The following is a 25863-nucleotide window of genomic DNA, read 5'->3' as shown; positions in this document are numbered from 1 at the left end:
CAAAACCCTAAAGAATACTTAAAAATAACTATCAATTAACACCTTAATATAGATAGTAAAATATAGCTTCTAAAATTAGTTGTAAGTCATATAATTCCCCTGTATTAAAAGCGCTCTAAAAACTACATAAATATTTTTGTTAACTCAAAAATACATTAAGTTGACAATTTATGCACTAACGTTTACAATCAAATTGTCAATATTTTATATTTTTATTAAGTTAACAATTAGGAGGCTATTATGGCTTTGCCTACAGATCAACAACCATCCCAGGTGGGAACATACGAAAAAATCCTTACCATAGCAAATCGTATTATGCATGGTGGTGAAATTACAAAAGAAGAAGCAATTGAGTTAATTCATACATCTGATGATGATACGATGATTCTACTCGCTATGGCAGATAAAATTCGTCAGCATTTCAATGACAACTCCGTAGATGTATGCGCCATTGTAAATGCACGATCTGGCAAATGTCCTGAAAACTGTAAATTCTGTGCTCAATCTGCACATCACGAAACAGGCGTTCAAGTATATCCGTTCATGGATGATGAAAGCATCCTCGATGCGGCTCGCAAAGCTAAAGAGGCAGGCGCTATTCGCTTCTCCATCGTAACAAGTGGTCGTAATACTAATAACCCAAACGAATTCGATCAAATCATTCGCGTATTAGGCCGCATTAAAGATGAAGTAGGCCTCGAAATTTGCTGTTCTCTTGGTTTGTTAACTTATGAACAAGCTCTCAAATTGAAAGAAGTGGGTGTAACTCGATACCACTCCAATATCGAAACAGCACCTAGTCACTTCCCAGATATTTGTACAACCCATTCCTACGAAGATAAAATGTCTACCATCGACAATGCACAAAAAGCAGGCATTCGCGTTTGCTCCGGCGGCATCCTTGGTCTTAACGAAACATTAGAACAACGCGTAGAAATGGCATTCGAGCTTAAACGCTTGCATATTGACTCTGTACCACTCAATATTTTAAACCCTGTTAAAGGTACTCCATTTGAAAGCAATAAAGCATTACGTCCATTAGATATTTTACGTACCTTCGCTGTATTCCGTTTCATCTTGCCAAACGCATTGATTCGTACAGCTGGCGGTCGTGAAGTAAATCTTCGTGACTTACAGGCTTATGCTTTAAAAGGTGGCCTTAACGGTATCATGGTTGGTGGCTACTTAACAACTGGTGGTCGTTCTCCACAAGACGATCTCCAAATGATTCAAGACTTGGAATTAAGTCGCAACTCTGCCCAAGTTTAAATTTCCGTATATACCATTCTCTTCAGAGAATGTTGTATATAAAAAATATTCCTAAGATTTATAAATTTTTTACACATATAAAAAGAACCATCTAGTTTGCTGTGCTAGATGGTTCTTTTATTGCCATAATAAATTATAAATGGCTTGACCATTTGTATTGCCTTCAATAGGTTCAGGGTTTTCATTGAACTCTACATTTTCATAGGGTGTACCGTCAGCCATGTATGCATCAACCTTTAATGTTTCCATGGTACGGTTATATCTACTTATATACACTTTATATCGCAATTCGTCGCCACCCAGTTCATTGACCCGCAGCCACAAAAGCGCATCATAATCACTTTTTTGAACACTGTCGTTGTCAATAAATAATTGGTTTCCTGATGCATCTGGTCCAACATAGTACCAGTCCGTTGCGTTAGCAGTCCCCCCTATACTGAGTAGCCACAAAAGGGACAATATGGTAAATATTTTCCTCATATGACTGCTCCTCTCATGCTATAGAGCTGTATACTTTATAAAACTCTAATAGCCATTAAACCTTTATAAAATATACAACTTCTCCTTTATATATAATACCAAAATTACCCCGTATTTATCAACAATAATTAAACTTAATTATTATCTTTTTTAGAATTTCAAGAAATTAAAAGAAATTTCTTAAAAAACTTCATTTTTGACTCATTTATTGTTCTTATAATGACAATGTCAAATGATAAATAGAGGTAACAATTCCCTGGTTACCATACGTGTATTTATCTCCCGACAAGTATTACTAACCCCAAACCTACTACTTGTTTAAATACATGGTTCATTTGATATTAATACTAACACTCCCCTTACATGAAAAAAGGACTCCAGTCGGAGTCCTTTTTTCGTTGTCAAAATATTCCTATATTCAATACCTGCATATAGTTTCTAATTTTATTTACTATGTCCCATTTCATAATCCATAGAATATTAATATTACTAGTATAAATCAGCTTTCAAATACAATAGAAACCACCAGTTTTAAATCGACAAAAAGAAAACCCTCAAAGGCTTAACTACATGAGCAATTAAACCTTTGAGGGTATTATTATGTACAAAATGTACTATTTAATTCGACTGTAGTTTATTTTACTTCAGCCCAGCCTAAAGCAGCACGTTTAGCATCGATATCTGCTAAGATTTTTTCAGCTACTTTAGCAGGATCTGTATTTACATACATAACAGAACCTAAGATGTCTTTAGTGTCTTCTTTAAGCCATTTTGTAACAGCATCAGAGCCTTGTGTAGGTGGCTCAACGCAGTGGTAAGAGTTGATACCCATTAAGCGGAAGCCAAGGGATGCATCAATACCTTTTTCGTTGGACCATTCAGGGCTAGACATTGCAAATGGCATTTGTGGCAAGTTAAGACCTAATTCACCAGCAATACCAGCGAAGATACCGGAGGAACGTGCATTATCTACACATTCGCCAACATGCCATACTGGTGGTTGATCGTCACCCAAGAACTCTTGCAATGCAGGGCTACATTTTTTAATAGCATCTGTATTACAGTAACCAAGTTTCATCAATGGGAAGGATGCACAACCATTTGTTAAGATGATACAGCCATTTTTAATAAGTGTATCAACAATATCTACAGTTGCTTTTTCGTAGATAACGCGAGGGTTGGAACAACCTACTACATTAACGATACCACGAACTTTACCAGATTTTAAAGCCTCTGCCAATGGTTTGAAGGAACCATAATGTTTAACAGTGGATTCTGGAGAGAAACCAACTTCTGCAGTGATTTCATATGGCGGAATGAATACAGGCATACCTTTGCGCAATTCATGAGCTTCAAGAGCACGATCCAAGATTTTACGAGCCAAATCTTTTGTTTCAGCCAAGTTAGTGTGGTGATGATCGTAACCGATGTGCTCTGCACCTGGTAAACGAGCTGCATCAGATGTAGTGATAACTTTTGTGTTGAAGCAACGTGCTACGTCCATAATAGCAGGGTATACGTCTTGAACGTCAGCTACCCAGCAATCAAGCGCGCCTGTGCCAAGTACAAGCTCAGCACCGATAGCATTACACAATGGAATAACATTTTCATAACGGTACATACTGGACAAACCAGAGCAGCAGATACCGTAGAATTGGATACCTTTAGCACCGATAGCTTTTGCTTTTTCTAAGTACTCTTCAGAAGCACCAATTTTACAAATTTGGGATACTAATGTTGGCAAGTGACCATGAACAGCGATGTTAACATAACCTTTTTTCAAAGCGCCGATGTTAACTTTGGATGTACGACGACCACCAAGACCGAACAATGCGTCTGTTGCGATGTCTGCTGCAACTACGCCTGTGAATGTGAAAGCAAGGCCACAACGTAAGAATTGTTTCATGTTGCTTTCCCAGTCGCCATCTGTACCTACACATGTACGATGATATGCATCAAATGCTTCATTGTACGCGGAAATAGGCAAGATATCCAAGTTTTTCCAAACTTCGCGACGTTCAGCTGGAGCCAACGCTGTAATAGTTTTATATTCTCCTGGCAATGCACGGCTCAAATCTTCAAGCAATACATCTGCCAAGTCATTTGCCACTTCTTTTAAGGAACGGCCTTCTTCAGGGATGTTGAAAGCTTTACATACAGTACGAATTTTTTCTTCGCCCATAATTGGAATATCCAATTGGTCATTAGCAGCAGCTTTCAAAGAAATCAAAATTTCACGAGCATGCGCACCATGTTGAGTCAAACCACCTGCTGCAGCACGTGTCATATTACGAGCTACGATAAGGTCAGCATCAGCACCGCAGACACCACGAGGGCTCTTAGGTGTAATTTTACATGGACCCATGAAACAAATACGGCAACATACACCAGCAATACCGAATGTACATTGTGGTTGTTGTTTATCAAAACGGTCAAATACTGTATCGCAACCAATTTGCTCCATGCGAAGAATCATTTCGCGTACAGCAGGATCTGGTGTTTGTTCGATAACATCTTGTTTTGTAGGCCATGTTTTACGGTACTCTGCAACAGCTTTCATGTAATCGTTTACGCCATGTTCATGAGGTACCCCTGGTTCGTGAGTGTGTGGCACCCATTTATCCGTAGGCAACGCTTTGCCATGACTATGGTCATGGTCATGATGGTGATCATGGTCGTGATCGTGATGGTGACCGCCACAATGGCAGTGGTCATGGTCATGATGATGGTCATGATCATGATGGTGATGATGTTCACCATGGCTATGGTCATGGGTATTTTTATTTTCCACATCTTTACTCATAATAAACCTCCTAGGGGCCTACGTAGGCCAACTGACAATAACAAGAAAACATATTCTACTTTTATGCAAGTTAATTCCACCTCAACGATGGGTTTTAAATCCTATCTTTAAAATATGTTTTAAACTACTATAAGTATATTTTCTAGAAGGACATTTGTCAATTAAATTTTGAGAAATTTTTGACTCATTTACCTCCATAAATTATTATAATAACTACATTTATCAAATTCGATACTTTCAGATTTCCTTCATAAAGCAAAAGAGTCTAATTCCTGTAGCTTACAGGAATTAGACTCTTTTATTTATATAATACCTTAGTTATATATTTATATATCCAAATTATTATTTGCTAGTAGCATTAAATTCGCCAATATTCCATCTGTATAATTTATAAAAATTGTTGCATAATCTGCGCCACTTCAGCTAGATGGAATCGCTTAGCTCTATCCGATCGTGCAACCAATACTAACTGACGGAAACACAATTTCGATGCAAGAGGATAAAATTTAACTTTATCATCATCGCCCTTGCTATTTAATGTGCTTGGCAAGAAGGTAATACCATAGTCATCCTCCACCAAGGATCTACAAGTATCCAGATTTTCAGAACCAATAACAGCTTTTGGCACAAAGGATTCAGCCTGACATAGACGATTTACCAAGGTTCGCAACTTAAGGCCTTCTCTTATGAGAATAAAAGGGAAAGACCCAAATGGTGCTATCTCATGTATTCCATCCGGTGTCATGAGCGAGTCAGCAATAGTTATAGCTTTTTTATTCTCTACACTAACAGCTAATAAAATTTGCTCATCTAATACAGGATAACTTTCAAGAGCTTGCGAGTAAATCGGTGTTGGAAACAAACCTACATCAACCAATCCATCACAAATTTGTTGCTCCAAAAAATGGGACTCCCCTTCTACTACATGAAATTCCCAGGATGGCTCAATTTGTTGAAAGCTCTTCAATGTTTTTCCCAACATATGGTGACCATAGAATTGAGATAATCCAATACGCACATGATAAGCCGCATCAGACCCTTGATTAATGATCGACTGTGTTAAAGCCTCTACCTTTCCTACTAAAGGCATACCCTCTTTAGCAATTTGTAAAGCTGCAGCGGTGGGTACAACCTTTGTCCGATCTCGAGCAAATAAAGGCACCCCTAATTCAGCCTCAATGCGACGAATACTTTGACTCAATGCGGGTTGAGAGATATATAGTTTTTTAGACGCCTTCGAAAATGATGCCATCTCAACGATGGTACTTATATATTTAATATCCTTTATATCCATAAAAACACCTTATAACAAAACATTATTGATTTATCATAAGTATATATTACCACAAAAGAAAGAGCCCTCCACAAGGAGGGCTCTTTCTTTAAATTTTAAATAATCTCAAGACAGAAATGCAACTGCCTCAATATATTACATTAGAGTTTTTAATACATCCAATACTTCTTGTGGCAATTCGTTTTTATGACCGATGAGTTTTTCTACATAGTCATAGCGGAACTCGAATGCTTTGTGTAATTGGTGATGGTATTCACGCACTTGGAATGGTGGTTCGAAACCAGGAACCTCTACATAGGAGAGGTTTTCGTATTTGTAGAATGGTTTGAAATCCAATGTGCCTTCTACCAAACGTTCTAACAAATCAAGAGTCACTTCTTTTGGAATTTTCTTTTCCAAGAAGAAGCCTGTGTTCATGATGTAACATTGGACGCCACATTCAGAGAACAGTTTTTTGTAACTTTCATAGTCACGAACCAATGGATATGTACGGAATGGATTTGCATACGGTTCGATAACAAGTGCGTTTGGATCCACATGAGCATCCAGCTTTTCAGCAGTAGAACGACGTGTCGCAAGTGTTGCCCCCATTGTAGATGCCAACACAGGATCGTTAATCTTAAGGATTGGTGGTAATGTTTTATCCTTCATTAGCCATACGATAGCATTAACTGGTTGATCTACATAGTTTACACGGTTATCTGTCCAGAATTGAGATTTGATAGCACGACCGTTATTATTACGTACATCTTCAGCTAATACAACCTTGCGGCCCTCTTCATCCATTGTTACACCAACGTTTTGTAGTGTTAACAAGAATTCGTTAGCAGGATGTTCTACAGGGTAATCTTGCATTTTGTCGAAGTATGTAGGTTCTAGTGCAATAGAGCTCAAGTCGTTTGTATTGATGATATACGCATCATCATGCAAGATAGAAATATCATAACGACCATCATGTTTTTCATGAGTCAATGTAGATTTACCGGAGCCGGACAAGCCAAATACACCGATTGTGTAGCTTTTACCATTTTCAAGGTTGTAACGTTTCATACCACCGTGACATGCCACATAGCCGAGACGATTTGCCAAGGACCATGCCAATGTAAGAGTGCCTTTTTTATGCTCACCAAAGTAGCGCATGCCAAGAATCATAGCACAGTTATGAGCTGGATCAAAGATAGCAAGACCACCCGGATGACCTGGTACAACATAGTCAGGGTCAGAATAAATGTAGATGTCGCCTTCAGGAATTTCTACACTGTCATTGTAGAACTCTTTTACAGCTGCATCAAAGAACTTGAAGTTCATAATCCAAGAATACAAGATAGATGCGTGATCTTTTGGAATCATCAAATGCGCACGAGCTGTGAATTTTTTATCAAGGCCCACGATAGTTTCAGCAGAAATCCACTCTTTACCACGGCTATCATATACGGCATCACGGGCAATGTTAGCGAGTTCTACTTCGTCGATACCTTCATCGCCAATAATGCGACGAGCTTTTGCATAACGACCTGTAGTTTTGCCATCATTTGTAACAAGTACCTTAGCATCAGCTGGCAAACCTTGCTCGCATGGTTTATATACAGGCATATCGAGGACGATAACACCTGGTTCTTCAGTGGCAAATTGGTACGCTTGTGCCACAGATGTAATAGGCGTTACATTGTTTCCATAAAATGCAGTTTCAATAGTACTGCGCATCTTAGAAAATAATGGGTTTGTTTTAATTTCACTTTGCTTCCAAACGCGTCTTGTCGACATAGTATCCAGATCCTCACCTTTAATATATACGTAATTTCTCTTGTAAAAGTAGTTTAAGATAAGAAAATACTGCATCCGCAAATACTTTCATTATTATCTATTTTACCCTTTTCGGATAAATTTGTATACACAAAGTAGATGAAATATAAGAAATTAATGTATGCTTATTGCGAATTAGTGCAACACATTATATATAAATAGTTTTGATATCTCTATCTATTTTATTGATTTTACTCCAGTAAAAATCAGTGTAAAAAAGCATACTGAATATATAACAGCTAATCAAAAAATAAAATGAGGCTAGGTCATAGGACCTAGCCATTTATTCTTAAAAAGCAAATATTTATTTTCTAGCTTTATTAATAAAGGCATCGATTTTACCGACTAGTTCATCTACATTAAAATCACCACGTTCGGCAATCATCTTAATAGTTGCCACCTTAGCCATTACTTTCACCATTGGGGTTTTCAATTTCTCAAATTTAGGATTCAAAGAAATCAAATAATCTACCACTTCAGGGCTTTGCTTAATCAAGTTAGATAGAGTTGTCTTTGCATCGATATGGAAACGACCGTCAGCATCGGTAGCGAGTGGCTCTTCATCTACCTCTTCTGCAGCCTCTTGGGCTAAGGATTTATTATTATCATTACCCTTACCAGTACTATTTTCTGCATTTCCTACAAACTCTGTCTTATCCCAAGTTAATAGTGTGCGAGAACCTTCCAATTCACGGATATGAGTGCAATCTTGCATCATTTCTAGAACGCCACGGAATTTACCATGTTCATCACGTACTGCAGTGTAGATAACATAGATAAATAATCCCGGTTTATTAATCCAGAATTCAGCTTGGCTTTGCTCACCTGAGCGGAACTTCTCAACGATTTCTTCTACAACGTGAACGGATTTCGCAGGGTGACAATTCTTCACCTCACGACCGATAACATTGGCACTGCGAGGGAATATACGATGTGGCGTATCGCTGTAGAACTTAACAAGTTCGTTTTCATCTACATAGGACAAATCTACAGGAAGATGACGGAACAATAGATTGATTTGTTCTAATGTCAATTTTCCAGTAGCTACATCAAGGACAGCATCCTTGCCAACTTGTGCCCCACCTACAGGACCTACATATTTAGACAATAATCCAGCTAAATCATTTAGGAACTCATTAGATACTGCACCATTTTGACCAGTGTTATTTCCATTTAATTGAGCTGCTGAATCGTTGATGCCTGCCACGACATACCAACCTGGTGGATTGATGATAGCATAACCAATTTCATGATCGTTTTTGCTCATGCGCACAAACTCTTCATCACTTAGTAATTTAAAGGATGTTGGCAATAAAACCTCTAACTCTTTAGAATTCAAATCGCGCAATTTCGCCAACGTTTCTGGCACGGATGCTAAAAATTCTTCGTATTTATCTTCTCGAAGCAATGCATACGATGCAGAGATGGCATCGCGCACGCCATCGTCAAAGGTCCACATGATACGTGTAGGACGATCAAATCCATGTTCTTCCAGCATCGGATATAATTGGTTTTGCTTGCGGGATAGATGAATACGCCATTGCGCTAAGGAATCAAATACACCAAGCCAAGGATTTTTAATAAACTTATCTTGTTTTAGCAATTCATCGGCCTCAAGGGCTACCTTTTCAACCGCATTAATTTCTTCCAAATATGCCCATAATGGGTGATTTTTAGGGTACTCATTTTCAGCGCGCACTAATACGCCATCAAATAAGTTCAACAGATCATCCATCTTATCTAGGATTTCTTCATCCTTATATACACCTTTCAAACTTTGCTCTGCATAAGCAAACTCATCAGGCGTACAAGTACCTAGTTTTTCTTTCAAAATACGATTGCCCTCTTCCAAGGACAATTTACCATCTAAATAATCTTCTTTTACAGACACAATGATTCTGTAACGATCACTATTAATATCTAGCTTTTGCTGTAATGGATTCATATGCTTATACCTCCATGGGTCAAAGACTATTAGTATATACAATATATTATTACTATATTAAATATACTTTTATTATATCCATTTTGAAAGTAATTTTCAGTTGCCATAGATACATATTTAGATATATTTGAAAGATTCTAAAAAAAGCGCCCATACTAAGTATGAGCGCCTTTGATTAGTTTCTAAAATCAATATATTCAGTTTTAGAAGATGCTACAGGATTACCATTGGAGTCTGTAGCCGGGTTGAAACGCCATGTGGAGATTTTCTCAACAAGAGCCTCATCAAGAGCAGTAACCCCACTAGATTTTACAACCTCTACGTCCCCTACAGAGCCATCTTCATTGATGGTAAAACGCACATCTGCACTTTGAATCGAATCGCCATAACCAGCAATATTAATTTGATCTACAGATGGTGTAGATATCGCTACAGGCAATTGAAATGGAGCCGCCAACACAGTAGCTGCCATACTCGTTGCAAACAATGCGCTTAATACAGTACAACGCAACACTTTATTCATCACATTCTCCTTATTTAGCTGTTACAGCTTGTTTAGGTAGAGTAATTGTCATCCCAATAATAGATTCATGAGCCTTTTGGTCTACGCCGATAGCAGGTGTAAATTTCCATTGTAGAATGGCTTTTTTCACAGCTTCATCAATTGGAGCATAGCCAGAGGAACGTTCTACGAATACGTTTTTAACATTCCCTTTTTTATCAATTAAGAAGCGTACGCGCATATTAGGCGCTACCGTAGCTGTTTGAGGAACCTCAGGCAACTCAGGTTTTACAATTTCCACTTCGCGCGGAGATTCTAAGAACTTAGCCGCATCAGCTGTATAGTTACCTAATACGCCAAAGGATGCAACAAGTAAAGCCGCCGCAGTGAATCGGAATAATTTATTCATAATATGCCTCCTTATTTATTGTAAGTCTATGAATAATATCATACTAAATAAAGATGAATATTTAAAGAACATTTTCTTATTGATAAATTTTCTCATTTATGTTATATTGAGTTCAAGATAACTGTTCGGACTTACATATCAGGTAGATATGACAAAATAATACAAAGGAGGTTCATCATGAGACGTAGAAAGCGTATTCAAATGAAGGTCATGATGGTACTTGGTATCGTTGCCCTCGTTGGACCGAACCATTTACAAGCTCTCATCCACTAAATGATCGTGACCCTAGCAGAAGACCGTATAACTGCCAATAGCCGCTACGTTAGTAGCGGCTATTTTTCTGTTTAAATTTAGTATCTATAAAAAGGAGGTTTATTATGAAGTTCAACCGAATCGTATTAGTCGTCGTATCATTAGCACTTATGTTATTAGCTCTTGCAGGCTGTGGTAAGGATGCAGCACAAGACAGTCAGAAAAAACTAAACGTCGTTGCCACAACGACAATGTTAACGGATTTAGTGAAAGAAATCGGTGGTGACCACGTATCTGTACAAGGCCTTATGGGCCCTGGCGTAGACCCCCACCTCTATCAAGCCAGTGCAGGTGATGTTACGGCTATGTCTAAGGCAGATGTGGTCGTATACAACGGCGTTCACCTAGAAGGCAAAATGGGTTCCATTTTCGATAATTTAACGAAACAAAATAAAGCAACCATCCGAGTGTCCGATGCCATTGATCCAGCCACATTGCTAGACTTCGACGAAGAAGATGGCGTGAAAACAAAAGACCCTCATATTTGGTTCGATGTAGCGAATTGGAAACTTGCTACCAAAGCTGTATATGAAGGTCTTGCTAAAGCAGATCCAGCTCACAAAGAGGATTTCAAAAAACGCTATGATGCATACCTTACTAAATTAGATGAAACAGATGCATACATCAAAGCTCAAGCAGAATCCATTCCTAAAGAATCTCGCGTCCTCGTAACAGCACACGATGCGTTCCAATACTTTGCTCGCGCTTATGGCTTTGAAGTAAAAGGTTTGCAAGGTGTAAGTACTGCTACAGAAGCTGGCACACAAGATGTGAATGAACTTGTTCAATTTATCGTAGATCACAAAATTAAAGCGATCTTCGTAGAATCTTCTGTACCACATAAAACAATCGAAGCCGTTCAAGAGGCAGCTAAGGCTAAAGGCTGGAATGTTGCCATCGGTGGCGAATTATACTCCGACTCCCTCGGTTCTGAAGGCACTGAAGGTGGCACATACATCGGCATGGTAAAAGCCAATATCGATACCATCGCTAAAGCACTTAATTAAACAATAATAAAAGGAGGTCTCTATGGAATGGGCCGTTGAAGTTGAAGATATGACCGTAGCCTATACGACAAAACCCGTATTATGGGACGTAGATATGAAGGTGCCCATCGGTTCCTTAGCGGCTATCGTCGGCCCTAATGGGGCCGGAAAATCTACATTATTAAAGGCCATGTTAGGCCTATTAACAGTTATCTCAGGTAGTGTTAAGTTTTATATCGATCACCACTTAGCAATGGACAAACATGATTACAAGAAAATCGCTTACGTCCCACAAAGTGGCAGTGTCGACTGGGACTTCCCTACTACCGTATTAGACGTCGTACTCATGGGACGTTATGGGCATCTAGGTTGGTTCAAACGACCTAGTAAAAAGGATAAAGAACTAGCCCTCTCTATAATCGATAAAATGGGCATGAGTGACTATGTAAATAGACAAATCCGTCAACTTTCAGGGGGCCAACAACAGCGTGTATTCCTTGCGAGAGCCCTCGTGCAAGAGGCAGATATTTACCTCATGGACGAACCCTTCAAAGGCGTCGATAAAACGACAGAACACGCTATTATCTCCCTTTTACAAGAAATGAAAGCGCGCGGTAAAACGGTTATCGTCGTACATCACGATTTAAACACGGTACCTCAATATTTCGACTGGGTAACGATGGTAAACAAACAGACTGTTGCCTACGGCCCTGTAGCAGATACGTTTACGGAAGAAGCTATCGAGCGCACCTACGGCAAGGGGAGGATTGTATGACCATACTCCAATCCTATACGACGCAGATGGTACTGCTCGGCACGGCGCTCTTAGGCCTCGCCAGTGGTATTGCGGGCACCTTCGCAGTACTGCGCAAGGAAAGCCTCATCGGTGACGGTCTCTCCCATGCGGCACTCCCTGGTGTAGTTATCGCCTTCTTGCTAACGGGCATTAAAGACATTGAGGTTCTCATCGCTGGGTCCGCCCTGTCATCTATCACTGCAGCTTGGCTCATTACCATTACCGTCGAAAACAGTAAAATCAAATTCGATGGCGCTTTAGCCACTATCTTGTCGGCCTTCTTCGGACTCGGCATGGTCCTCCTCACCTACGTGCAAAGTCTAAACAATGCAGGGCAAGCGGGGCTTTCAAAATTTATATTTGGACAGGCCGCCACTATATTAGCTCGCGATGTGTACATTACATCGGCGGCTGCGCTCATCATTATCGTGTTAACTGCACTATTTTGGAAAGAGTTAAAGCTCATCTCCTTTGACGTAGAATACGCTAAAACTTTGCAAATTCCTGTCACCTTTACCCTCATTTTATATCGTTCACTATTGATCATGACCATCATCATCGGCATTCAATCAGTAGGTGCTATCTTAATCAGTTCCCTACTCATTGCACCGGCCGTAGGGGCCCGTCAATGGACGAACAAGCTAGGTACCATGTGTATGCTAGCAGGATGTTTCGGCATGGTATCTGCTATGGGCGGTACCATTTGGAGTACAACAGTACAAAAGCTACCTACAGGGCCTGCCATCATCGTCATTCTGTCGGTTATTGTACTGTTGAGCCTCATATTTGCACCTAATAGAGGCATCTTGTGGCAATATCGAAAAAACAAACAATCAAAACGAGCTTTATTATCTGAAACTGCGAGAATAAGTCCTGCCGATTTACAACAAAAGATATATAGAGCTGAGGGCGGACAGCCTCGTATAGGAGGTGCCCCATGACAGTACATACAGAAATTTTGCTCATTGCCATTGCGGTATCTATCGCGTGCGCTATTCCTGGTGTATTCCTCGTGCTGCGCCGCATGTCCATGATGGCCGACGCCATTACACACACCGTATTCCTCGGCATCGTGCTCGCCTTCTTTGTGACGGAAGACTTAAACTCACCCTTGCTTCTAGTAGGGGCAACCTTAGTCGGCGTAGGAACGGTATGGCTTACAGAGATGATTCATAACACGGGCCTCGTCAACGAAGACGCATCCATTGGTATCATCTTCCCGCTCCTCTTCTCCATTGCCATTATCCTCGTCAGTCTCTATAGCGGCAACGCACACCTTGACGTAGATACGGCACTTCTAGGGGAAATTGCGTTCGCCCCATTCGACAGATGGATTGTAAACGGTACCGACTTAGGTCCTGTATCTCTATGGATTTCCCTGGGGGTAGCGGTCATCAACCTCGTATTAGTTATGCTCTTCTACAAGGAATTGCAACTATCTACCTTCGATCCACTATTAGCAGGGCTCTTCGGCTTCATGCCCGCCCTCATCCACTACGTGCTGATGACCATGGTGTCCCTTACCGTGGTGGCTTCATTCCAAGCGGTAGGCGCCATCCTCGTTATCGGCCTCATGATTGGACCTGCGGTTATCGCTTATTTATGGACTGACTCTGTGAAAGCCATGCTCACTAGCAGTATCATCATCGGCATTATCTGTGCCGTCATCGGTACAGAAGTCGCTTTCACCCTAGACGTATCCATTGCAGGCGTTATCGCAACAACGATCGGTCTCGCCTTATTAATTGCCGTTATTGGCACGCCAAAGACAAGCTATATTGCAACCTATCTTCGCCAACGCCACTTGCGTCGTCACTATCGAGAAACAATGATGCTCTGTCACATCTATACCCATATGAATACGCCTATAGCGGCCACTGAAAACGGCATCGGCACCATTCACGAACACCTGAACTGGAAGCCAGACTATACACACCAAGCCGCATCACACCTTAAGAAACAAGGCTTGCTATATGTAACAAACGGCTACTATATGCTTACAGATAAAGGTGTAGCGCAGGTAAAGGAAATCATTTAATTAATTTTATTTAATGAATGTTAATTAGACGCCTTCAAAAATACATATTTTTTCCCAACAAAAAAGAAGCTGAAATCAATGCTAGTCTGCAAGATTTCAGCTTCTTATTTTGTATTTAATTATATGGCTAGAACACAACACGCATCTGATACCACTTAGCACCGCCGTGATCAGATTCAGACTCGCCTTCATTCACAAAGCCAAACTTGGCATAATAATGAATCTTTTCTTCCTTACAGGTTAGAATAACGCCCTTACGCTTTTCCTCTCTCGCAAGGTCGATAAAAGCCTCAATTAACTTACCACCTACACCACGATTCCGATACTCTGGCAATGTATTTAGTCCAAATATCATCTGCCATGCTCCGTTAGGATTATGCAAGGAAGCATCAGCGAACATTTCATCTGTTAATATTTCATCATCGGATACAAAACCATCGATAAAACCGATTGGTGTTTCCCCATCAAAGGCAATTAAAAACTGACCTGCATAATGGTCTAATCTTTCCTTAAAGGCCTCACGAGGTGCCGCCTCAGCAGGAGGAAAACAAGTTGCTTCAATATGTGTTACTACATCTAGATCTTTGGTTGTTGCTTTTCGTATAAATATATCCATATTATTCTCCATCGTATATACATATTTTTTAGTATATACCGTTTATAAAATAAAGGCTACACATTCAATACGTGATGTGTAGCCTTTTCTGTTCTACGTTTTCGTATATTTAGGCACATTCCGATACTGCATAGGCAATGAATTCTCTTTTACCTTAAATCCATGTTTTTCATAAAACGGTGCATTAGTGCTATCACCAATCATAACATTAATGTACAAGTAAGACTTGTAAGCGTCCTTCACCATTTCTAGTAAATGGCCTGCAATACCATGTCCCTGATACGCAGGATGCACCAGCACATAATTGATAAAGCACACCAGCTCACTATCATCCATAACGCGAATCAGACCGACTAAACGTTCACCATCCCAAGCAGAAATCACGCGAGATGAATTCATCAGAGCCTTATGTAATCGCTCAGGATACTTGCCTACTACCCAACGAACAGAAAGAAATAGCTCCGCTACTTGTTGGGGTGTAAAATTTCGCTCTTCAGTATAGGTAATCGCCATAATAGCTCCTTCAATAAATCCTGAGATATATGCTCTATCCAATAGATAATCTCTATTAAACAAGTTCCTTGCTCATATAGATAACATCATCCATAGGGTTATGATAATACGGTTTACATTCAGTAAAGCCATGCTTCTTGTACAAATGGATGGCTGCTTGCAATGGTGTAATGGTATCTAATACCATCTCTTTATAACCAGAGGATTTAGCATGGTCCATGATACTTTCAATAAGATGATCACCTAGAGCATGACCGCGGCCCTCAGGACGTACATAAAGGCGCTTCATTTCACAACGGGTATCGCTATGCTGATAATACGCCACCATACCGAGCACCACATCATTATCATCGATAGCTACTAATAACTCACCATTCGGAGCCGTATATTTCTCAGCAATATCAGCTAGTTCCTTATCTAAATTCTGAAAGGACAAATCGCGACCGAGCCACTGAGTATACTCTTGAATTAACTCCTTTACCTGATCTAAATACGGTTTGCCATCAACTATGTTAATCATAAAAACTCCAATGAATATAATACCTTACAATTATTTCTTCTTATGTGGTTCATGTTGAAAGATTTCTTTTACAAGCCCTTCTCCAACAATTGCACTACCTTCCACAATAAGGAACTCCGTACCTTCTTGTAAACTAGAATAATCTACATCCTCATTTATTGGCAACGCATTGGCTCGTATCGGCTGATCAAAGATAACATCTTCACCATCAATAAAGTTGATTTTAATATGCTCCTCAGTGCCTTTTACAACAATTTGAGGGCTATACTTTCCATTATTTAAATTTGGTGGGTTTGTTATCTTCTTGTTAAAGAAGATAACAGTGCAACTAATTGTAAAATCTAAATCACTCATATTAGGCCTTATCAATTACATATACCATATCGCCTGTAAAGTATATATTCATTATACAGTGAACGGGATTTCCTTCAGTCCATAACCATCCTTGGAATACAGCACGTCCCCAATTATAGGTCTCCGTAATGACCTCAAACTCACTTTCACTGTACTCCTGTTGATACTGAGGTAACTCAATTCTTTTTCCTGTAAAAGTATCTAATATGGTGCTATTAAAGACGAGAATTTCTAAATCATCAATATCACATTTCTTAAATACAATCTTAGCCTTATGAGTCTGTTCATCACCATTCTCATAAAAGAAAATATAATCAAAGGTAAAAATTAAATTATCGTCTGCGTATTCTATTTTTTGTACCCTTGCATCGTGGAGAGAATACTTAAAATACTCTCCAAAAGATCTTGTGATTTTCATATACTCCAACAATAATAATTAAAAGAACAAATTATGTCTTATATTATTATATTTATTAACCATATATAGTCATAAAAGCCTCCTGCCAAAATGACAGGAGGCTTTATTTCGGCAAATGTATAGCCAGAATTATTTGTTATTCTTATTCCCACTCAATTGTAGCAGGTGGTTTAGATGTAATATCATACACGATACGATTGATGTGTTGTACTTCGTTTACGATACGACGGGAGATTGTGTCCAATACGTCGTAAGGGATGCGCGCCCAGTCAGCAGTCATGAAGTCTGTTGTGGTTACGCCACGCAATGCCAATGTGTAATCGTATGTACGGAAATCACCCATAACGCCTACAGTACGTGTAGATGTTAATACTGCAAAGTATTGGTTGATGTCACGATCAAGACCAGCTTTTGCAATTTCGTCACGGAAGATGTAGTCCGCATCACGCAAGATGTCGAGTTTCTCTTTTGTGATTTCTCCCATTACGCGAATAGCAAGACCAGGACCTGGGAATGGTTGACGCCATACGAGGTAGTCAGCCAAACCTAATTCAGAACCAAGTTCACGCACTTCGTCTTTGAAGAGGTTACGCAATGGTTCGATAAGGCCTTTAAAGTCTACAACTGCAGGCAAGCCACCTACATTGTGGTGAGATTTGATAACTTCCGCTTCGCCAGTACCGGACTCGATAACATCAGGGTAGATGGTACCTTGTGCTAAGAAGTCAACAGAACCAATTTTACGGCCTTCGTCTTCGAATACGCGGATGAATTCTTCACCGATAGCTTTACGTTTCGCTTCTGGATCTTCAAGACCAGCCAATTTATCTAAGAAACGTTTTTCCGCATCGACACGGATGAAATGCATACCGGAGTCTTTGAAAGCAGCTTCAACTTCGTCGCCTTCGTTTTTACGCATCAAGCCATGGTCAACGAAGATACAAGTCAATTGGTCGCCTACAGCTTTAGAAATAAGAGCTGCTGCAACGGAGCTATCTACACCGCCGGACAATGCTAACAATACTTTACCATCGCCTACAGTGTTACGGATTTCTTCAATGGCCGTTTTTGCATAGTTTGCCATTGTCCATGTGCCTGTGAAACCACATACTTCGTACAAGAAGTTGTGAAGCATTTCTTTACCATGTTCAGTGTGCAACACTTCTGCATGGTATTGCATAGCATATAATTTACGCTCTTTGTTTTGCATGGATGCAACAGGGCAGTCTTTTGTATGAGCAACGATTTCAAAACCTTCAGGTACTTTTGCTACATAGTCAACGTGGGACATCCAAACAACTTGATCTTCGTCCAAGCCTTTGAACAATGGAGATGTGGTATCCACTTTAGTAGGAGTTTTACCAAATTCACGGTTGTCTGCAGATTTAACTTCGCCACCCAATGTGTGTGCCATAAACTGCATACCATAGCACATGCCAAGAACTGGAATACCAAGTTCAAAAATCTCTTTTTCAATTTTAGGAGAATTTTCTTCATACACGCTGTTTGGGCCACCTGTGAAGATAATACCTTGCGGCTTTAATTCTTTAATTTTTTCCAGCGCTTTGTTGTATGGATATACTTCGCAGTATACGTGATTTTCACGAACACGGCGCGCGATCAATTGATTATATTGACCACCAAAGTCAACAACAATAACAAATTCCTTGTTTTCCATGCCTTCCTCCATATGCATCTATTTGTGAAAGTATATTCACCATTTTTTAATGCCCATACATTTCTGTACTGGCGGTGCGTTTTCTCGAGCAAAACGCTAAATTTCATTACATTTCATTATACCATACGAAGTATATGGACTCCATATATCCCGTATGAAATTTATAAAAAAGATTTTAACGTTCGGATTTTAATATATTTTCCTGAAATGAACCTAACCTATTCCAACAACTACCAGCTATCCCCTACTCTGGCCAGCTCTTTATGTTAAATCCTACTCTTTATGATCCTCGCGTTTAGACATTTTAACGGCCCCCACTGGACAGATGGAGTAACAATCGCCACATCCAATGCAGCCTTTTCCAATGTTAAACTGAGTCTCCCCTTTGGTGATGCATTGAACGGGACAATCCACAGCACACGCACCACACTTTACACAAGTGTCATCAATATGAAATTTTAGATTCCCCATTTACATCACCTCCGATCTTTGATTGTCCCTCAACTACTACGAACGCTAGGGCCCATAAGTTCTATTACAATGTACAATGCCGACGCTTTTACTATTAAGCTATTACAACTAAATAATATATATTTCCGATACTACCAGTTAAAAGTATTTATTTTTAACTGGTAGTATCTCAGATTTACACATATCAATCATAATCCAGATTAGAATAATTTACTTTTAACTGGTAGTATCTCTAATTTTAGATATGATTACTGATTCTTAAGTAATTCATTATTGTACGCAATAGCTGAATAGATAGCCTTTGCCACGCCTTGGTGGTTGTTATCTGTAGTCACGTAGCGCGCTGCTTCTTTAATATTCGGTTTACCATTGCCCATAGCAACGCTAGCGCCAGCAAAGCGTAGCATAGATAGATCGTTTTCACTATCGCCCAGTGACATAACTTCATCTGGACTAAAGCCCCAGTGATTTGCTAAGGCCTCAACAGCTGTCCCCTTTGTGGTATGTGGTAATACGAACTCTAAGTTACCTTCACTAGAGAGTAATACATCATAAAAACGTTCACGGCCTGTACCATCGTGAGACATACCTTGGTATTCATCGCGTAAGTCTTGTAAGATGCGTTGGCGCATAGGCTCGTCACCGTAAAAGATTTGCATCTTTTCAGGGCCTTCGTCTAAGGCTTCCATATGAGCTAGTAAATCAGGCACCATCGTACGTGTTGCCAAGATAAATGGGCGAATATTAGGTCTAAAAAAGAAATTAGACTGTTCCACTTCACACTCAGACATATTTATATTCGCTGCTTCATCACCTTCGGCTAAGGCATAGTGATCATGGGTTTCACCAGGCAGATGACCTTCTGTATCAGCAGAAATATGATTATTCATTACGCTATGAGAACTCTTTGTGTTACTGTCATCGCCCTCATTACGTTCATCTGCACAGGCACATAAACGTTCCGGCGTAATACAACGAGATGGCGGATACATGCCGTAGATTTTATCTTTCACATAGGCCTCTACATAAACGCCATAGGTTAAGAGTTTACGCAATAAATATAAGGCCTGTTCTTTATCAAATGTTACATGGAATAAAGTGCGTTTTTCATCTTTATCCATTACATAGGCACCATTGGTACACATAAAATAGCGTAAGCATGGCAACTTCTCGATGACATCGTTCATTTCATTCCAAGCACGACCAGAAGCGATGGCTACACGAATGCCACTTTCACGAGCGGCACGAATCGCCTCGATAGCCTCATTAGGAATTGCTTTCGCATCATTAACCAAGGTTCCATCTACGTCGGATGCAATGAATCGGATGGGTTTATCACCGGTGAGACCTATATAATTTTTAATTTGTAAGGTTTCAGTTGAGGACATGATGTCTCCTTTAATACGGTATATAAATGGATAGATATTATTTTCAATCAGTAGTACAGTAATAGTTACAAATATATCTGTTAAAAGAATACACAGATAGTATGTAAGACATAGATAGTATATAAGGCATAGATAGGAAGTGAAATCATATGCGTATCATAATTGATCGAGATGCAGTTTGTGCAGGCGATGATATGAATCATCATCGGGAGGAATTTGTCGTTCCAGATGATATCACTATCGCTGGTTTATTTGAATTCCTTGAGTTTAAGTACATTCCAGTCATCGCGGGAAATAACGTGGTCTGGACGCTCTATTATCACGACCGTGAGTTAGGTGCCTATTTCACCAAAATTCAGAGCTTTATAAACGGAAACATCTCATTATCATCCATCATTAATAAATCTGAAAAAGACCACGAATTCTACCTACACTATTACAGCCATCCTGATAGATATAGAAAACGCTTTATTTAGTTGCATTAAATTCAGCAACGATTTCTTCTAATACAGCTGGATTTTCTACCAATCGTAACAAGGTGCGGCCTATAATATTGGCTCCATCCACAATTGTTTGTTCAATAGTAGATTCTAGCATAGCTGCAGCGAATTCTTTAGAGTGGCACACCTTATCTTCCCCAGCAAGGCGCAATTTAGGATGTAATGCAGCACATTGATAGCTAACATTACCAATGTCTGAGCTGCCCCCGATATCTGCTGGGCCTGGCTTGAAATCAATGCCCATATCAGACATTACGTCTTCAATGAGAGCTGTTCCTCTATGGTTTTGGTTCATATCATCATAAGGATTACCATAGAACTCTACATCTACAGTAGTGCTAGTACAGAGAGCGGCCCCTTCAAAGATGTTCTTAATCTGTTCAGATAGACCATTCAAATATTCACGTTCAGTATGACGTACGGTTACCTCTAATTCGCCAAATTCAGGAATGACATTGGATGCAGTACCACCAGCAATGATCCACGTACCAATACGACTTTCTGGTCGTACTTGTTGACGCATCATATCCATAGCATGGATGGCGAGTTGCACCCCATTCACCGCATTAATACCATTCCAAGGCTCACCAGCTGCATGAGCTGGTTTACCATGATAACGAGCGCGGAAACAGTCCAGCGCCAAGAATTGTGAATTAGGTCGTGTTTCTTCCCCATCAAGGTGAACCATGATAGCAAAATCATAATCTTTAAACACCCCTGCGTTACACATATCCACCTTACAGCCGGTGGCTTCTTCATCAGGTGTACCGATAATATCAATGTCCATATTGAAAGCAACGCCGTCTTGTTGCATTTTATGTAGTGTTAATGCTGCCAGAACACTCATAGAGCCACTGGCAGAGTGACCACATGCATGGCCTACTTCAGGGAGTGCATCGTATTCACATAAAATTGCCAAACGACCTTTTGGATGATCTACTTTCACAACAGAAGCCTTGAACGCTGTCGGCAAATTACAGAATTCATAGGTAACATCCATGCCATGTTTTTCAAGAACAGCGCCGATCGTTTTAACGGACTCAAATTCATGACTCGACAGTTCAGGGTTCTTAGCTAATGTATAATTGATAGCAAACGCATCAGGTGCGAAGCTTTTACAAAGATCAGAAAATGTATTGATAAGGGACATAGTGCCTCCATATATACGTCAATGATTGTAAAGAATGAAGATGCTCTACAACCTAAAATGGAAAATGTTATATTACTATAAAATATGGCCTAAGAGAGAGCCATCTTAAATAAAAATTTTAAATATAATGATAAATATAAAACTCATTTACTCTTAATTATACAATGTTATTGCCTATTATTGTAAAATTCCGTACAATATAAACAGAATTTGATAAACCATGTATATGGATGTTTGAGGAGGTTTCTATGTTTAAGTTCAAAAAATTGACAGCCATCGCCCTCGTAGCGGTAGCAGCAATGAGTTTATTGGCTGGTTGTGGCAATGACAAACCAAAAATGACACAACAAGAAGGTGTATTGCGTGTAGGTTCTGAAACTACATTCCCACCATTCGAATTCACTGAAGGCGACAAATACGTTGGTTTCGACGTTGATTTGTCCGAAGCAATTGCGAAAAAATTAGGTTTAAAAATGGAATTCAAATCCATGGGCTTCGATGCTTTGATTCCAGCAGTTCAATCTGGCGATATCGATATGATCGCAGCAGGTATCAACGCTACACCTGAACGTGAAAAAGCATTGGACTTCTCCGATGTATACTTCGACCAAGGCGGTTTCATCACAGTTGTTCGTAAAGACAACACAACAATCCACAACATGGATGAATTAGCAGGTAAAACTGTAGGTGCTCAAATCGGTACAATCCCTGTTGAAATGGCTCAAAAAATTCCTGGTACAACAGTAAAACAAATCGATTCCAATGCTAATATCTTCATGGAATTGAAAGCTGGTACAATCGACGGTGCTATCATCGATAATGCAGTGGCTATGTACTACCTCAAACAAGGTGCTGATCAAGACCTTAAACTCGTAGGCGAACCTACTAAAGCTGAAGGTACAGTTCTTGGCGTTAAAAAAGGCAACAAAGCTTTACAAGAAGCTGTTAACAAAGCTCTTAAAGAACTTAAAGAAGACGGCACTTACCAAAAAATCTACGACAAATGGTTCGGCGATTACAACAAAAAATAATATCTATCCCTATGAACTAGGATAAATATGACCCCTCTGAAAGACTACAGAACCCACAGTATTGTGATTTCAAAGTTTTTTCAGAGGGGATTTTTTATTCTATCCCTCTTTTACGGTCCCTTGCGTTCGTTATATAATAAATACGTATTCTATAGTAAATGTAACTAATTAAAGGAGGCCTTATGGCACAGTACTTTACGGAACGCCTACAAAAGGTCTTCCACATGATTTTTAAATCATACAATCAAGAAATGGCCCAAGAAGGTTTGCGCCAATTAGAACTGATTGTAAATAATCAACATACCCCTGAGCAACCGAATCATCGAGCGCTAAGAAATGATATGACCACCTCGCTGGAAAACGAAATCGACACCAAAGAGGACGCATTAAAAATAGCTAATGATCCAGAGGCTCGCGAGATAGCTGATGCGTATGCTTTATTGGCTCGTATCTACGCAGGTCCACGATTTACATGGGAGGAATCAAACTTCCCTGAAAACAACATGCGCACTTATCAATGCTTGCACGATAGCATTCGCCGTTGTAGTCCTATTGGCACCTTACAAGCATTGCGTATCAATGGAACGATTACACCTACTGTTGAAAAGGATATGTTAATATCCTTTGACGATGCGTTTCGGATCGTCTACAACTACGCGGAGCAAGGTGATGCCTTCTGCCAATACATTATAGGCAATGTCTTTTTCTGGCGTGATGACGACCGTATTAACCTTGCAAGGGATATGATTACACCACCTCGCCTCAGTTTGGCGAAACGCATCCAACAGAGCCTGCAAAAAGGTTCTATACAAGACCGCCTTACGGCCTTGCAAGGTACGGTTTCAGACGATTCATTGCAAGAGAATGCTACAAAACTCGCCAAAGAATGGTTTAACAAAGCCCTCGATAACGGGCTCGCCATGTTTCAAGGCAATTTACGCAATATCTATATCGACGAAGGCGATTTTAATAATGCGCGCCGCGTAGCGTTAACCGCTGCTGAGCTAGGTAATCCAACCATGATGCTCTACACCGGTCTAGACTGTCATGAAAACGGAAAATTCGAGGATGCTTTCACATGGTTTACGAAAGGTGCCGCCTTGGGTCAAGCTGAAAGTACCGCTGAATTAGCAGATTACTACTATCATTTCTATGATACTAAAGAGCTACGCAGAGTCATTCCTTATGATCCTGTAAAAGCAATTGGACTCTACCGCCGTGCAGCTACTAAGTATTTTAGTGATGCCGGCTATGCAGCATTACAAGCTGCCTTTTGCTATATCTTCCACATTGGTCACCTACCGCTAGACTGGGGCCTCATTGCAGACTTAACCCACATGGCAGCCACAAAAGAGCGCTTTATGTTCTCCTTGCCATACATTGGTTATATGCGCATTCACGGTTTCGGTGTAACCAAGAATATACGCTTTGGTGTTCAATCCTTAACACGTGTACTAGAGGAAGAAAAGCGCGCATTAGAAGAGGAAGACCGCGTTCTCTTCTACGATATTACACGAGCTTTAACGCGCGTTGCCTTAGGCTATGCCTATGAAAAAGGCTATGTTACAGGCAAACCTGATTTAGATACTGCTGTAGCCTATTACGAAGAATCCCATCAATACATTCTGTCTCACAAAGCTAATCTAGATGAAGAGTTAAAGGGTATTCCTATCGATGATGAAGCAGAAGAACGATTAGCGGCCTTCGAACAAGTCGATGGTCATTGGCGTTACAAGGAAGGTATTACAGAGTCTACTACAACAGTACGTCCTGGTCATACTGAATGGCCTCAAAATGCAGCACGTTTATCTGTAAACATGGATGACTTCTTATGGGACACTACCTTATATGATTGGCAAACCATCGAGCACGCCTTAGCATCACAAGACGAAATGAAACTTAGCTTTTACAATCATTTCCTATCCGTTCCAGACAAGCTACGCAACATTTTTAAGCTAGATGTAAAGCGTATGCTACGTGATACGTACCAAGTCAGAATACATGGTTATGACCCTACAGAAGGTCAAGAGATGATCTATCGAGCACTATTCAAAAAAGAGAATACCATTCAGCTATTAAAAGACCTCTACGATACGCACCAATTACCTGCATTAGGAGATAACTGGTCCATCGAAACGAACGAGGAAAAGCCAACTTGGCATTATGTACTCGATGTAGATCAACAGGCATTTCTACTTGAAGAATACGATGATGCTAACGCGATGATACAAACTGCATTACAAGGCTTAAAAGATAAAAAGTACGAACAAATTAATGTCCGTACCCATGACTTTATCGGCCCATCTTATTTCATTTTCAGAGGTAATCACGCAAATCCATTTAGAGTCCAACTCTATTTGAAAGAATCCGTGCGTCACTCCATAGACAAAGATGGAAAACCTCTAGATACGCCAGGTAATACCTATTTATTTGAACAACATTTAGGTAACGAAGTATCATTAAACTACTGGATTCAAAAAACGATTAATACCTTAGAAATCCCTGAGCTAGACAACTGGAAAAAACTCAGCGTACCTAAGGCATTACAATAGAAATAACCAAGAACATAAAAAGAGCTAGTACATAA

At 39.9% G+C, this 25863-nt stretch carries 24 protein-coding genes; 8 read left to right on the top strand and 16 right to left on the bottom strand.

Translation table 11 applies throughout. The features are described 5' to 3' along the window. The first annotated feature begins 240 nt into the window (after window positions 1–240). On the top strand, window positions 241–1269 hold the full coding sequence (gene bioB / locus ACSV5T_RS05265) for a biotin synthase BioB (RefSeq protein ID WP_227720516.1): 1029 nt from the start codon (window positions 241–243) through the stop codon (window positions 1267–1269). A gap of 117 nt (window positions 1270–1386) precedes the next feature. Here the strand turns inward: bioB and ACSV5T_RS05260 are convergent, their stop codons facing one another. From ACSV5T_RS05260 to ACSV5T_RS05230, 7 genes are all read right to left on the bottom strand, one after another. Continuing rightward, entirely contained in the window at window positions 1387–1749 is a 363-nt protein-coding gene (locus ACSV5T_RS05260; RefSeq protein WP_105090068.1) for a hypothetical protein, read from the bottom strand. Between the two features lie 634 nt (window positions 1750–2383). Further along, window positions 2384–4552: an anaerobic carbon-monoxide dehydrogenase catalytic subunit gene (gene cooS / locus ACSV5T_RS05255; protein WP_438320459.1), complete on the bottom strand. Its 2169-nt coding sequence runs from the start codon at window positions 4550–4552 to the stop codon at window positions 2384–2386. 388 nt (window positions 4553–4940) lie between these two features. After that, window positions 4941–5846 carry a LysR family transcriptional regulator gene (locus tag ACSV5T_RS05250; RefSeq protein ID WP_438320458.1) on the bottom strand — a complete coding sequence of 302 codons (906 nt, stop codon included), beginning with the start codon at window positions 5844–5846 and terminating at the stop codon, window positions 4941–4943. 135 nt (window positions 5847–5981) lie between these two features. Further along, window positions 5982–7610 (bottom strand): phosphoenolpyruvate carboxykinase (ATP), encoded by a 1629-nt coding sequence (locus ACSV5T_RS05245; protein WP_438320457.1) that lies wholly within the window; start codon window positions 7608–7610, stop codon window positions 5982–5984. Between the two features lie 343 nt (window positions 7611–7953). Further along, window positions 7954–9594, bottom strand: coding sequence for a PAS domain-containing protein (locus ACSV5T_RS05240; protein ID WP_438320456.1), 1641 nt, complete (start codon window positions 9592–9594; stop codon window positions 7954–7956). Window positions 9595–9769: 175 nt separating this feature from the next. Further along, entirely contained in the window at window positions 9770–10117 is a 348-nt protein-coding gene (locus ACSV5T_RS05235; RefSeq protein ID WP_105090063.1) for an energy transducer TonB, read from the bottom strand. Between the two features lie 10 nt (window positions 10118–10127). Next, complete coding sequence (locus ACSV5T_RS05230) at window positions 10128–10505, bottom strand: energy transducer TonB (RefSeq protein WP_119208833.1); 378 nt, start codon at window positions 10503–10505, stop codon at window positions 10128–10130. Between the two features lie 377 nt (window positions 10506–10882). On the opposite strand from ACSV5T_RS05230, the gene ACSV5T_RS05225 reads away from it, so the two are divergent. From ACSV5T_RS05225 to ACSV5T_RS05210, 4 genes are read left to right on the top strand one after another with little or no spacing between them, the layout of a single operon-like run. Then, window positions 10883–11824, top strand: coding sequence for a metal ABC transporter solute-binding protein, Zn/Mn family (locus tag ACSV5T_RS05225; protein WP_438320455.1), 942 nt, complete (start codon window positions 10883–10885; stop codon window positions 11822–11824). 22 nt (window positions 11825–11846) lie between these two features. Next, a complete protein-coding gene (locus tag ACSV5T_RS05220; protein ID WP_438320454.1) occupies window positions 11847–12578 on the top strand; it encodes a metal ABC transporter ATP-binding protein in 732 nt (243 codons plus the stop codon). Further along, window positions 12575–13540: a metal ABC transporter permease gene (locus tag ACSV5T_RS05215; RefSeq protein ID WP_438320453.1), complete on the top strand. Its 966-nt coding sequence runs from the start codon at window positions 12575–12577 to the stop codon at window positions 13538–13540. The genes ACSV5T_RS05220 and ACSV5T_RS05215 overlap by 4 nt, the downstream gene beginning before the upstream one ends. Further along, window positions 13537–14637, top strand: coding sequence for a metal ABC transporter permease (locus ACSV5T_RS05210; RefSeq protein ID WP_438320452.1), 1101 nt, complete (start codon window positions 13537–13539; stop codon window positions 14635–14637). Before ACSV5T_RS05215 ends, ACSV5T_RS05210 begins: the two co-directional genes overlap by 4 nt. A gap of 127 nt (window positions 14638–14764) precedes the next feature. Here ACSV5T_RS05210 and ACSV5T_RS05205 read toward each other — a convergent pair whose 3' ends face one another. The 8 genes from ACSV5T_RS05205 to ACSV5T_RS05170 form a co-directional block, all read right to left on the bottom strand. Next, window positions 14765–15253 (bottom strand): GNAT family N-acetyltransferase, encoded by a 489-nt coding sequence (locus ACSV5T_RS05205; RefSeq protein ID WP_438320451.1) that lies wholly within the window; start codon window positions 15251–15253, stop codon window positions 14765–14767. Between the two features lie 93 nt (window positions 15254–15346). Next, window positions 15347–15766, bottom strand: coding sequence for a GNAT family N-acetyltransferase (locus ACSV5T_RS05200; protein ID WP_438320450.1), 420 nt, complete (start codon window positions 15764–15766; stop codon window positions 15347–15349). Between the two features lie 55 nt (window positions 15767–15821). Next, entirely contained in the window at window positions 15822–16286 is a 465-nt protein-coding gene (locus tag ACSV5T_RS05195) for a GNAT family N-acetyltransferase (RefSeq protein ID WP_438320449.1), read from the bottom strand. A 30-nt stretch (window positions 16287–16316) separates the two neighbouring features. Beyond that, window positions 16317–16640 (bottom strand): hypothetical protein, encoded by a 324-nt coding sequence (locus tag ACSV5T_RS05190; RefSeq protein ID WP_438320448.1) that lies wholly within the window; start codon window positions 16638–16640, stop codon window positions 16317–16319. 1 nt (window position 16641) lies between these two features. After that, window positions 16642–17058 carry a hypothetical protein gene (locus ACSV5T_RS05185; protein WP_438320447.1) on the bottom strand — a complete coding sequence of 139 codons (417 nt, stop codon included), beginning with the start codon at window positions 17056–17058 and terminating at the stop codon, window positions 16642–16644. Window positions 17059–17200: 142 nt separating this feature from the next. Next, entirely contained in the window at window positions 17201–18736 is a 1536-nt protein-coding gene (gene guaA, locus ACSV5T_RS05180; RefSeq protein ID WP_438320446.1) for a glutamine-hydrolyzing GMP synthase, read from the bottom strand. 273 nt (window positions 18737–19009) lie between these two features. After that, on the bottom strand, window positions 19010–19207 hold the full coding sequence (locus tag ACSV5T_RS05175) for a 4Fe-4S dicluster domain-containing protein (RefSeq protein WP_295230874.1): 198 nt from the start codon (window positions 19205–19207) through the stop codon (window positions 19010–19012). 248 nt (window positions 19208–19455) lie between these two features. Continuing rightward, window positions 19456–20595, bottom strand: coding sequence for an HAD family hydrolase (locus ACSV5T_RS05170; protein WP_438320445.1), 1140 nt, complete (start codon window positions 20593–20595; stop codon window positions 19456–19458). A 149-nt stretch (window positions 20596–20744) separates the two neighbouring features. Here ACSV5T_RS05170 and ACSV5T_RS05165 point away from each other — a divergent pair, with 149 nt between their 5' ends. Beyond that, the gene (locus ACSV5T_RS05165; protein WP_295794500.1) at window positions 20745–21071 is read left to right on the top strand and encodes a hypothetical protein; all 327 of its coding nucleotides are present in this window, start codon (window positions 20745–20747) and stop codon (window positions 21069–21071) included. Here ACSV5T_RS05165 and ACSV5T_RS05160 read toward each other — a convergent pair. Further along, the gene (locus tag ACSV5T_RS05160; RefSeq protein WP_295825798.1) at window positions 21064–22245 is read right to left on the bottom strand and encodes an amidohydrolase; all 1182 of its coding nucleotides are present in this window, start codon (window positions 22243–22245) and stop codon (window positions 21064–21066) included. The genes ACSV5T_RS05165 and ACSV5T_RS05160 overlap by 8 nt on opposite strands. Window positions 22246–22493: 248 nt before the next feature. On the opposite strand from ACSV5T_RS05160, the gene ACSV5T_RS05155 reads away from it, so the two are divergent. Together ACSV5T_RS05155 and ACSV5T_RS05150 are read left to right on the top strand one after the other, a co-directional pair. Next, window positions 22494–23276: a basic amino acid ABC transporter substrate-binding protein gene (locus ACSV5T_RS05155; protein ID WP_295825796.1), complete on the top strand. Its 783-nt coding sequence runs from the start codon at window positions 22494–22496 to the stop codon at window positions 23274–23276. Between the two features lie 182 nt (window positions 23277–23458). Then, window positions 23459–25828, top strand: coding sequence for a tetratricopeptide repeat protein (locus ACSV5T_RS05150; protein WP_438320444.1), 2370 nt, complete (start codon window positions 23459–23461; stop codon window positions 25826–25828). Window positions 25829–25863: the final 35 nt, after the last annotated feature.

The sequence above is a fragment of the Veillonella sp. ZSJB6 genome, assembly GCF_051549505.1.
Lineage (GTDB): Bacteria > Bacillota > Negativicutes > Veillonellales > Veillonellaceae > Veillonella.
Note: the sequence above shows the minus strand (reverse complement) of the source record. Positions and strands in the feature narration are given on the sequence as shown.